Genomic DNA, 10735 nt, shown 5'->3' with positions numbered 1-10735 from the left:
CGCCGGGGCGCGCCGCGCCCGCTCGGCGACCGGATCGGGCACCGTGAACCGGCGCAGCGCCGGCGTCGTCACCGCGATCAGCGCGGTGGCCAGCAGGCCGAGGACCCCGCCGAGCACCAGCGACGCCGCACCGGAGCTCGCCGCGGCGACCAGACCCGCGCGCAGGCTGCCCAGTTGCGGCCCCGCCGATCCGACGATGTGTTCCAGCGACGAGACCCGCCCCCGGTAGCCGGGCGGCGTCGAGAACTGCACGACCGTGCCCCGGGACACGACCGCCCAGGTGTCGGCGCCACCGGCCACCGCGAGCAGGGCCAGCACGACCGGCAGGTGGCCGCTCAGCCCGACCGCGCCCAGCGACACCGCCCAGATCGCGCCGCAGGCCAGCAGCGTCCGGCCCGGGTGGCGGCGGCGCGTCGCGAGTCCGGACAGCAGCGAGGCCAGCACCCCGCCGACCGCCACGGCGGTGGGGAACAGGCCGAGGATCTCCGGCCGGCCACCGAACCGCTCCTGGTTGATCACCGGGAACAGCGCGAACGGCATGGCCAGCACGGTCGCCGCCAGGTCGGCGAGGAACGCGCCCCGCACCTGCGGCGTACGCACGGAGAAGCGGAAGCCGTCGGCGACCGCCGCCGCGCCGGGACGGCCCTCGGCGCGGGGCAGGCCGCGGGGCAGTCCGGCGATGCCGATCAGCGCGAAGCCGAAGGTGGCCGCGTCGACGGCGAAGCACCAGGCCGTACCCCAGCCGGCGGTGACCAGGCCCGCCGCGGCCGGGCCGAGCAGCAGCGACAGCTGGAACGACAGGTGGTTGAGGGCGAGGCCGGCGGCGAGCCGGTCGCCGGCGAGCAGCGCCGGCACGAACGTGTGCCGGGCGGGCGCGCCGAGCGCCGAGAGCGCCGACGCGAGGCCCGCGAGCGCCAGCATGAGCGGCACGCCGCCGGCGTCCGTTGCGGCCACCGCGGCCATGCACACGCTGACCGCGATCTGCCCGAACGCGCATCCGAGCGCCAGCCGCCGCCGGTCGACGTGGTCCACGAAGGCGCTGCCGACGAGGGCGAGCACGATCAGCGGCACGGCGGTGGCGAGGCCCGCGAGGCCGACCATCGCGGCGTTGTGGGTGCGTTCCCAGATGTAGTAGACGACGGCGAACGCGCCCAGTTGCCCGCCGAATCCGGACGCGGTCGTGCCGAGCCAGAGCCGGCGGAAGACCCGGTTCTCCCGCAGCGGCCGCAGGTCGACCAGGACGGCGGCGCTCACGGCTGCTGCTCGAGGTGGTCGCGCAGCCGCTGCGCGAACGGGCGGGCGGCGAGCGCGGCACGCACGTCGGCGACCGCCCGCATCAGCGGGTGGGCCAGCTCGGCGTCGAGCGCCCGGACGGTCGCCTCGGTGGCGCGCCACTCGGACTGCAGGAACGGCACCAGCTCCCGGGCCCGCTCCGTGAGCCGCACCCGGCGGGTGCGGCCGTCGGCGCCTTCGGCGGGCTCCACCAGCCCGGCCTTGCGCATCGCGGCCGCGGTCTGGCTCATCGCCGAGTGGGTCACCTTGCGGGCGTCGGCGAGCTCCTGGATGGTCAGCGGCCCACGCCGGCCGAGGTCGATGAGGGGCCCGACGAACCGGGTCCGGACGCCTTCGATGCCGGCCTCGGCGTACAGGCCGGCGATGTCGTGGTCCATCTCGGCGAGCAGCCGGAACAGGTCGCCGTAGTAGCTGCTGTCGAGCAGGTCGGGTTCGGTCATGCGGCCAATATAACAGTGCTTATATAAATCCGAGGGCCGCGATGACCGGTGCCGCCGGGGTGGGCGGAGCCCCCTCCGGGCGGATGTCGACGTAGCGGACGGTTCCCGTGCGGTCCGCCACCACCACGGCCGGGTAGGGCAGGATCGAGCGGCCGGTGCCCAGCGCCCCGCTCGCCTCCGGGCTGCGGTAGCCGATCGCGAAGGCGTCAATCAGGGCGTGCCGGGGATCCGACGCCACCAGGTAGCCGAGGTCGTGCCGGCGCTTGACCCCGGCCAGCAGGTCCGCGCGTTGCGGGCTCACCGCGACCAGGTGGGCGTCCGCGTCGGCGCAGCGCGGCAGCAGATCGCGCTGACAGCCGGCCAGCAGGGCGTCGCAGGACGCCGAGCCGTCGTACGGGAAGAAGACCAGCACCACCGGCCCGGTGTGCAGCAACCGGTCCAGGTGGATCGGTCCGAGGTCCACCTCGATCAGGGGCAGGGCCGGGACCCGAGCGCCGGGAGCGATCATCCGGCTCCAGACGGCGTCCCTTTCGAACTGACGCCGGAAGGCCGTCTCCTCCACGCCCGGCAGGCGCACCGCTGCTGTCGTCATGGCGCCACATTACCTATCAAATTGATATGCATTATGGCGGGCGGGTAAACACCGATCAAGGAACGAGCACCAGGCGGCCGCGCAGCCCGCCCGCGGACATCCGCTCGTGGGCGCCGGCGACCTCCTCCAGCGGCAGCGTGCCGGCCACCCGCGGCGTCAGCCGGCCGGCGTCGACCAGCGCCGCGAGCTCGGTGAGCCGGGCGCCGTCGGCGAAGACCTCCTGCACGAGCACCCGGGTGGCGCGCAACGGCGGCGGGGCGAACGGCGCGACCAGGGCGACGAACGTGCCCCCGCCGCGCAGCGCCTCGTGCGCCGCGATCCCGGCGACCCCGGCGTCGACGACCGCGTCGACCCCGCCCGGCGCCACCTCCCGCACCGCCGCGCCGAGCCGATCCGTGCGGGCCACGAACTCGTCCGCGCCCAACCCTCGCACCGTCTTCTCGTCCGCCTCGCCCGCGACCGCCACCGTACGGATCCCGCGCAGCGCCGCGAGTTCGAGCAGCAGGCCGCCCACCCCGCCGGCCGCGCCCGTGACCAGCAGATTCTGCCCGGCGACCAGGCCGGTCAGGCTCAGCGCGCGATCGGCGGTGAGGCCGGCGAGCGGCAGCGCGGACGCCTGCGCCGCCGACACCGAGGACGGCGCGGGAGCCGTCGCGGCGGCGTCGAGGACCACCCACTCGGCCTGGGCCCCGCCCGCCGAGAGCACGTCACGCAGGCCGATGACCGCGTCGCCGTCCGCGCCGCGCCGGACACCGGGGCCGACCTCGTCGATCACCCCCGCGACGTCCCAGCCGAGCGCCACCGCCGGCGCCGGCGCCAGCAGCCCGGCCTCGGTCAGCGCGCCGGACCGGGTGGACAGGTCGATGCGGTTGACGGCCGCGGCGGCGACCCGGATCCGTACCTGGCCACGCCCCGGCCGCGGCTCGGGCAGCTCCGCCACTTCCAGCACCTGCGGGCCGCCGAAGCGGCGCACGATCACAGCTCTCATGCCGTCGACGCTAGGAGCGTTATCGTCGGCCGGTAAGGACGCACCTGTGAGTGCGTACCGCACCGGAAGGGGCCCGGAGAACATGACCACCACGTCCGCCGCGCAGCGCCGCGAAGAGGCCCGCGACGCCTACAACGCCGCGCTGGCCGAGTGCCCCGGCCACGATCTACTGGCGACATTGAGCGACAAGTGGCTGACCCTGGTGGTCAGCGCGCTCGCCGACGGGCCGCTGCGCTACGGCGAGCTGTCGCGGGCGATACCGGGCGCCAGCCAGAAGATGCTGACCCAGACGCTGCGCAAGCTGGAACGCGACGGCCTGATCGCCCGGACGGTCACCGCCGCGGTCCCCGTGCGGGTGTCCTATGCGCTGACGGAGCTGGGCGATGACCTGCTGCCGCTGCAACGCGCGATCAAGGGCTGGGCGGAGACCAACATCGATCGGGTGCACCGCGCCCGCGCCGCCTTCGACGAGACCTCGCCGGCCGGCTGACTCCGGCACCCGGCCGGCTGCTGGCATGCTGTGCCGCATGACTGATCATGATCAGAAGGCGGACCTGCACCGGTACCTGCGCAACACCCGCGAGGCTCTGCTGTGGAAGCTGGACGGGCTCTGCGAGTACGACGTACGCCGGCCGCTCGTGCCGACCGGCACCAACCTGCTCGGGCTGGTCAAGCACGTGGCCAGCATCGAGGCCGGCTACCTGGGCGACACGTTCGGCCGCCCGTTCCCGCAGCCGCTGCCGTGGCTGGACGACGACGCCGAGCCGAACGCCGACATGTGGGCCACCGCGGACGAGTCACGCGGCGACGTCATCGGCCTCTACCGGCGGGTCTGGGCGCATTCGGACGCCACCATCGAGGCGCTGCCGCTGGACACGAAGGGGCGGGTCCCCTGGTGGCCCGAGGAGCACGCCACCGCCACCCTGCACCGGATCATCGTCCACATGATCACGGAGACGGCCCGGCACACCGGCCAGGCCGACCTGGTCCGGGAGCTGATCGACGGCGAGGTGGGCATGCGGCTCGGCGCCACCAACATGCCGCCCGGCGACGAGGCCTGGTGGCGCGGCTACCGCGACCGGGTCGAGCGGGCCGCGCGGGAGGCCGGCAAGCGCTGATCAGGCGATCGAGCCGAGCGGCGCGATCGCCTCCGTGACGACCTGCTGGGCCTGCTGGCAGGCCTGCGGCAGCCGGTCCGCCGGCACCGGGTGGCTCAGCGCGTAGCCCTGGGCGAACTCGCAGCTCATCTCGCGCAGGCGCAGCAGCGCCTCCACGTCCTCGACGCCCTCGGCGACCACGGACAGGCCGAGGTTGTGGCCCAGGTCGACCGCACTGCGGACCATGACCGCGTCCGGGGTGCCCGCGGTCAGGTCACGGACGAAGGTGCGGTCGATCTTCAGCTCGTCGGCCGGTACCCGCCGCAGCTGCGCCAGCGAGCTGAAGCCCGTGCCGAAGTCGTCCACCGAGACGCTGATGCCGTGCTCGCGGACCTCGTGCAGGGCGCGCACCGCCCGCTCCGGGTCGGCCATGATGCTGGTCTCGGTCAGTTCGAGGCGCAGCAACTCCGGCGGCAGCCCGGCCTCGTCGATGGTGTTCAGCACCCGGGCCACGAAGCCCGGGTCGATCAGGCAGCCCGGCGAAACGTTCACCGAGACGCTGTACTGCCGTCCGTCGCGCAGCCAGGCGGCCGCCTGGCGCACGGCGACGCCGAGCAGGTGGTAGGTGAGGCGGACCTCCAGGCCACTGCTCTCCGCGATCGGCAGGAACGTGCCCGGCATCAGCAGGCCCCGCACCGGGTGCTGCCAGCGGACCAGCGCCTCCACCGAGGTGACGGCGCCGTCGCTCAGGCGTACCTGGGGCTGGTAGTAGAGCCGCAGCTGACCGCCCGGGTCCGCGGTCTCGAGCAGGGTCCGCAGGTCCGCGAACAGGCCCATCCGGTCCGGCATCTCGGCGTCCGAGGCGGCGTCGTAGACGGCGACGCCGCCGCCGTTGCTCTTCGCCCGGTACATCGCCGCGTCCGCGTGCCGGAACAGCTCGTCGCCGGCGCCGTGCATGGGGCCGATCGCGATGCCGAGGCTGCCGCTGATCGCCGCCGGTCCCTCGTCAAGCAGGAAGTCGCGGCGCAGCGCGGCGACCAGCACCTCGGCGAGCTCGGTGGCCGCGGCGATGCCCGTCACCCGGGGCAGCAGCACCGCGAACTCGTCGCCGCCGAGCCGGGCCACGACGCCGTCCGCGCCGACCCCGGCGGCCAGCCGCCGGCCGGACTCGATCAGGACCCGGTCGCCGGCGTGGTGGCCCATCGTGTCGTTGACGGCCTTGAAGCCGTTCAGGTCGACGACCATGAGCGCGACATGCCGGTCCCCCGCCGCCGCGGCGTCGTCCAGCGCGCCCTGCATCCGCTGGGTGAACAGCGTGCGGTTCGGCAGGCCGGTCAGCGGGTCGTGCAGGGCCAGGTGCCGGCTCTCGGTGGCCTGCTCGAGCAGCCGGCGCTGATAGCCCAGGATCATCCGCAGGATCACGCCGACCAGGCAGAGCCCGACGCCGAAACCGAGACAGGTGCCGAACAGCAGCCGCCCCTGGGTCAGGCGCAGCGCCGCGACCTGCCGCTGGGCGGCATCGTGGTAGGCGCGCGCCACCGTGTCGACGTCGTCCTGCAGGGTGTAGAAGGCCGGGGTCACCTCGAGCTGATCGAGCTGAAGGTGATCGGGGTTGCTGTCGGCGATCAGCAGGATCAGCCGTTCGGCGAGTGCGTGATAGGCGAGCTGCTCGGCGTGCAGGCGCAGCGCGTCCCGCCGCGCCGTGCCGTCGTCGCCGGAGGCGATCTGCGTGAGCGTGTTGTTGGCCGTGCGCACGACCTGGTCGAAGCGCTTCTTGACGGCGACCGACGGCTCGACCTGGTAGTGCCGCAGGTTCACCTCCTGCATCGCGATCGCGATCCGGGCCTCGGCGAAGAGCGAATCCACCACGAGCGCATGGCTCTGCTGTTCGGTCGCGCGGGTGGTGTGCACGGTCCCCTGGATCACGTACGCCGCCAGCGCCAGCAGCACACCAGCCAGGGCAGCGGTCGTCGCCACACTGCGTCCCCGAATGCGCCTCATCACGGCCCTAAGTTCGGCAGCGATCGGCAGCGGTGAAGGCAATGGGCTCATGTGGCTGCGACGGATACCGATGAGACCACCGAGCCGAAAAGACGGGGAGTTCCATGCGCAGCCGACAGTTGTTTTCCACTGCCGCGGTGGCAGTCGTGATGGCCGCCCTGGCGGGGTGCGGCGGCGCGGACCAGGCCGGTGACACCGCCCGCACCGACGCGCCGGAGGTCATCCGCCTCGGCACGCTCGTGCCGCTCTCCGGTCGCAACAGCCCCTCGGGCGAGGCGATGGTCGCCGCGGCGAAGATGGCGGTCAGCGAGGCCAACGCGGCCGGCGGCGTGCTGGGCCGCCAGGTCGAGCTGCTCGTCGAGGACGACGCCTGCGACCCGGGCACCGCGGTCACCGCCGCCCGCACACTGATCAACAAGGGCATCTCGGTCTCGGTCGGCAGCTACTGCAGCAGCGCGACCGTGCCGACCCTGAAGTCCTTCCGGGCGGCGCAGGTGCCGATGATCGTGGCGCAGTCCAACTCGACGGACCTGCTCGCGCCGAAGTACGACAACGTCTTCCTGGTCTGCGGCACGGTCGCGGCCGAGGCCAGGTTCGCCGTCGACTGGATGAAGCGGACCGGCGCCAAGCGGCTGGCGGTCGTGCACGACGGCACCAGCTTCCCGGTCACCCTGGCCGAGTCGACGGTCGCCGCGGCGAAGCACGCCGGCGGCCTCGCCGTCACCGGTGATCTGGAACTCAGCCAGGGCGCGTCGAGCTACTCCCGGATCGCGGGGTCGGTGCTCGCCGACGGGGCCGACATCGTCTACTACACCGGCTACTACGGCGAGGCCAACCAGCTGATCAAGGACCTGCGCGTCCGGGGCTTCAAGGGCAGGATCGTCGTCGGTGACGGCGCGACGGACGGCCCGCTGCTGCAGAACCTGCCGGCCGCCCAGCGCCGGGAGGTGTACGGCACCGCCCTGCTCGTACCGGCGTTCATGCCGGAGCTGGCGCAGTGGTCCGCCCGCTACCGCGCCGCGGCCGGCACCCCGCCCGGCCCGTCGACGGTCGAGGCGTACGACGCCGTGAACGTGGCGCTGGACGCGATCAGGCGGGCCGGCAGCCTCGACCCCGAGGCGATCCGCAAGGCGATCAGCACCACGGACCTGACCACGCTGTCGGGCCGGATGAGCTTCAACGCCGACGGCTCCCGCCGCGACGCGAAGTTCCTGCTGCTGAAGGCGCACGGCGACGGGTTCACCCTGGTGACGTCCGCCGGCTGAGCGCTCAGCGGCGGTAGATGGTGATCGAGTGGCCGACCTCGTCGATCGGCTCCCCGCTGGAGGCGATCAGCGCCTTGAGCGCGGTGCCGGCCTTCGCCACCGAGCTGTCCGAGACCACCAGCAGCCCGTGCACCTGGTCGGCGGGCACCCGGTACGGGCTGGTCGCGGTGATGCCGTAGGCGGCCGGCGAGCCGGAGCCCCGGTAGACCAGCCAGACCCGCTCGCCGGGGTAGCGCTCGCGCAGCCGGTCGGCGAGCCGCCCCAGGTCCTGCCCCCAGTCGACGTTCGAGTCGTGCAGCCGCAGGTGGGTCGCCGACGGCCCGCCGAACGCCTCGTTCGAGTACGGCAGGTAGTACGGGAACGTCCGCAGCGAGCTCACCGCGACGAACAGCGCCAGTGCCGCGGCGCTCACCCGCGCCCAGCGCCATTTGACGGCGACCACGGCCGCCGCGACCACGGCCCCGAAGATCGGCATGAAGATCGCGTACCGGGTGCCGTAGTCGCGCGCGCCGGTCATCGCGACCGCGAGCAGCAGCCCGGCCGGCAGGACCAGGTAGAGCGCCGCCACGCGCAGCCGGCGCACGGTCAGCATCGACACGGTGCCGGCGAGCCAGAGCAGCATCATCCCGATCGGGGTCTTCACCAGCAGCGCGGCGGGCAGGTAATACCAGAGCGAACCCCGGTAGAGGTGCCCGAACAGGAAGCCGCGGAACGCCTTGTCCTCGAAGGCGAACTGGATCCGCAGGCCGTCGCGGTAGGGCTCCGGCACCGGCAGCAGGTCGACGACCAGCCCGCGCAGCCCCGACACGACGGGCATCCCGGTCGGCTCCACCCACCCCAGCCGCGGGTCGACGATCAGGTAGGCCACCCAGATGACGGCGAACGCGATGACCGCCACCCCGACCGCGGCGGCCACCCCGCGCAGGCGCCTGAGCGCCAGGAAGGCCAGCAGCATCACCACCGGGACCATCGGCAGCGCGCTCATCCGGGTGGCCAGGGCCGCGCCGAGCGCGACCCCGGCGAGCGGAAGATACAGGTACGGGCGCGCCCGCGCCCGCCACGACAGCCACAGCGCGGTCAGCAGAAACCCGGCCGCCGGTACGTCGAGCGTGGCGAGCGACCCGTGCGCGATCACGTCGGGCGAGAAGGTGTACAGCGTCAGCGCCAGCAGCCCGCCGAGCGGGCCCACCAGGTCGCGGGCGAACGCGAACGCCACCAGCCCGAAGAGCAGCGTGAGGATGATCATCGGCAGCCGGGCCAGGAACATCAACTCGTACGGGTCGTTGCCGGCCTCGTAGAGCACGTGCCGCCCGAGCTCGCCCTGGTAGCCCCGGAACGCCGGATCGAGATGCGGGTGCGCGAACGCCACCCCGGCCGCGATGATCATCTTGCCCAGCGGCGGGTGCTCGGGGTTGTAGCGCAGGCTGCGCTGCTCCAGGTAGGTGACCGCGGTGCCGACGTACACCGGCTCGTCGATGGTCGGGGTCTGCTGCACCGCCGTGACCACCATGGCGACCGCCATCTGACCGAGCAGCACCACGACGAGCAGCGGAATCAGCCAGCGGGGGCGGCGGCGCGGCCGCGGGGGCGGCGGCGCGACGGTCGGCGGTTCCTCTAGATCCACGGTCACTCCGAGAACCTATCCGGACCCGTGCGGCACCGGCCAAGCCACGGTACCGCCCGGTTAGGCTCGATGGCATGTGCCGAAACATTCGTCAGTTGCACAACTTCGAGCCGCCCGCCACCCCGGACGAGGTGCAGGCCGCCGCCCTGCAGTACGTGCGCAAGGTGGCCGGCACCACCCAGCCGTCGCAGCGCAACGCCGAGGCCTTCGACCTGGCGGTCGCCGCGGTCGCGGCGGCCACCGCCACGCTGCTGGAGGCGCTGGTGACCACCGCGCCGCCGAAGGACCGCGAGGTCGAGGCCGCCAAGGCGAGGGAACGCGCCGCCAAGCGGTACGCCTCCTGAATTAGATTTTGCTTATATAAGAGTGCACTGATAGCCTGCGGCTGTGCATGCGTTCGACGTGCTCGGCGACCCGGTGCGCCGGCGGATCCTGGAGCTGCTCGCCGACGGCGAGCAGACCTCCGGCGCCGTCACCGAGATCATCCGGGCCGAGTTCGGCATCACCCAGCCCGCCGTCTCCCAGCACCTGAGGGTGCTGCGGGAGAACGGCTTCGCGACCGTGCGCCCGGACGGCACCCGGCGCCTCTACGCGGTCGACGACAGCGCGCTGCGCGAGGCGGACGCGTGGCTGGGGCGGTTCCGGCGATTCTGGACACCACACCTCGCGGCCCTCGCGACCGAGGTCGCCCGCGGAAAACGCCGGCGCCACCTCGCCGCCGACCCGGCCGACCCCATCGACTCCTCCGACGAAGGACACCACGATGCCTGACGTGCAGCAGCAGATCAATTCGGTCCGCCGGACCGTCGGCGCCCGGCAGCTGGAGGCCGGCGAGGCCCGCATCTCGACGATCAGCCAGGTCTACGACACCGGCATCGACGACCTGTGGGACGCGGTCACCAGCGCCGAGCGGATTCCCCGCTGGTTCATGCCGGTCTCGGGCGAGCTGCGCGAGGGCGGCAAGTACCAGCTCGAGGGCCACGCCGGCGGCACCATCTCGCGCTGCGACGCACCGCACGGCTACGCCGCCACCTGGGAATACGGCGGCGACGTCAGCTGGATCGAGGTGCGCCTGACCCCGGAGGGCGACGGCCGGACCCGCTTCGAGCTCGAACACGTCGCGCACGTCGCGCAGGAGTTCTGGGACAAGTTCGGCCCCGGCGCGACCGGCATCGGCTGGGACATGGCCCTGCACGGACTGGCCATGCACCTGGCGGACCCCGGCTCGGCCCTGGATCCCAAGGACGCGATGGCCTGGATCGTCTCCGACGAAGGCAAGCGGTTCTCGCGGCTGAGCAGCGACGCCTGGGCCGCGGAGGCGATCGCGGACGGCACCGACCCGGTCACCGCCCGCGAGCGCGCCGACCGCACCTACGCGGCCTACGCCGGAGACTGACCCGGCGCCCTCGCTAAGCCCGCCGACCGGGTCGCCCGG

General features: G+C 73.3%; 12 protein-coding genes. 6 read left to right on the top strand and 6 right to left on the bottom strand.

All coding sequences use genetic code 11. The features are described from left to right. The 4 genes from AB0F10_RS18105 to AB0F10_RS18090 form a co-directional block, all read right to left on the bottom strand. Positions 1 to 1254: MFS transporter (locus tag AB0F10_RS18105; protein ID WP_360625685.1), on the bottom strand; the 1254-nt coding region annotated here is incomplete at its 3' end. Beyond that, positions 1251 to 1733, bottom strand: coding sequence for a MarR family transcriptional regulator (locus tag AB0F10_RS18100; RefSeq protein WP_360625682.1), 483 nt, complete (start codon positions 1731 to 1733; stop codon positions 1251 to 1253). The genes AB0F10_RS18105 and AB0F10_RS18100, both read right to left, overlap by 4 nt. Before the next feature lie 19 nt (positions 1734 to 1752). After that, a complete protein-coding gene (locus AB0F10_RS18095) occupies positions 1753 to 2325 on the bottom strand; it encodes a redoxin domain-containing protein (RefSeq protein WP_360625679.1) in 573 nt (190 codons plus the stop codon). Between the two features lie 55 nt (positions 2326 to 2380). Further along, the gene (locus AB0F10_RS18090) at positions 2381 to 3313 is read right to left on the bottom strand and encodes an NADP-dependent oxidoreductase (protein ID WP_360625676.1); all 933 of its coding nucleotides are present in this window, start codon (positions 3311 to 3313) and stop codon (positions 2381 to 2383) included. An 82-nt stretch (positions 3314 to 3395) separates the two neighbouring features. On the opposite strand from AB0F10_RS18090, the gene AB0F10_RS18085 reads away from it, so the two are divergent. Together AB0F10_RS18085 and AB0F10_RS18080 are read left to right on the top strand one after the other, a co-directional pair. Next, entirely contained in the window at positions 3396 to 3803 is a 408-nt protein-coding gene (locus AB0F10_RS18085; RefSeq protein ID WP_360625691.1) for a helix-turn-helix domain-containing protein, read from the top strand. 37 nt (positions 3804 to 3840) lie between these two features. Continuing rightward, positions 3841 to 4431, top strand: a complete 591-nt coding sequence (locus tag AB0F10_RS18080) for a DinB family protein (RefSeq protein WP_360625673.1) — start codon at positions 3841 to 3843, stop codon at positions 4429 to 4431. Here the strand turns inward: AB0F10_RS18080 and AB0F10_RS18075 are convergent, their stop codons facing one another. Then, positions 4432 to 6387 (bottom strand): EAL domain-containing protein, encoded by a 1956-nt coding sequence (locus AB0F10_RS18075; protein ID WP_360625670.1) that lies wholly within the window; start codon positions 6385 to 6387, stop codon positions 4432 to 4434. A gap of 161 nt (positions 6388 to 6548) precedes the next feature. Between AB0F10_RS18075 and AB0F10_RS18070 the strand changes: the two genes are divergently transcribed. Continuing rightward, positions 6549 to 7676 (top strand): branched-chain amino acid ABC transporter substrate-binding protein, encoded by a 1128-nt coding sequence (locus AB0F10_RS18070; protein WP_360625667.1) that lies wholly within the window; start codon positions 6549 to 6551, stop codon positions 7674 to 7676. A gap of 4 nt (positions 7677 to 7680) precedes the next feature. Here AB0F10_RS18070 and AB0F10_RS18065 read toward each other — a convergent pair whose 3' ends face one another. Next, positions 7681 to 9306 (bottom strand): phospholipid carrier-dependent glycosyltransferase, encoded by a 1626-nt coding sequence (locus tag AB0F10_RS18065; RefSeq protein ID WP_360625664.1) that lies wholly within the window; start codon positions 9304 to 9306, stop codon positions 7681 to 7683. 68 nt (positions 9307 to 9374) lie between these two features. On the opposite strand from AB0F10_RS18065, the gene AB0F10_RS18060 reads away from it, so the two are divergent. Genes AB0F10_RS18060 through AB0F10_RS18050 form a run of 3 tightly spaced genes read left to right on the top strand, consistent with a single transcriptional unit; the run spans position 9375 to position 10696 of the window. Next, a complete protein-coding gene (locus AB0F10_RS18060; protein ID WP_360625661.1) occupies positions 9375 to 9644 on the top strand; it encodes a DUF2277 domain-containing protein in 270 nt (89 codons plus the stop codon). A 43-nt stretch (positions 9645 to 9687) separates the two neighbouring features. Then, positions 9688 to 10071: a metalloregulator ArsR/SmtB family transcription factor gene (locus AB0F10_RS18055; RefSeq protein WP_360625658.1), complete on the top strand. Its 384-nt coding sequence runs from the start codon at positions 9688 to 9690 to the stop codon at positions 10069 to 10071. Continuing rightward, on the top strand, positions 10064 to 10696 hold the full coding sequence (locus AB0F10_RS18050; protein ID WP_360625655.1) for an SRPBCC family protein: 633 nt from the start codon (positions 10064 to 10066) through the stop codon (positions 10694 to 10696). Before AB0F10_RS18055 ends, AB0F10_RS18050 begins: the two co-directional genes overlap by 8 nt. Positions 10697 to 10735 lie beyond the last annotated feature (39 nt).

Origin of the sequence: Actinoplanes sp. NPDC026623, from assembly GCF_040638275.1 — a bacterium.
Taxonomy (GTDB): Bacteria; Actinomycetota; Actinomycetes; order Mycobacteriales; family Micromonosporaceae; genus Actinoplanes.
Note: the sequence above shows the minus strand (reverse complement) of the source record. Positions and strands in the feature narration are given on the sequence as shown.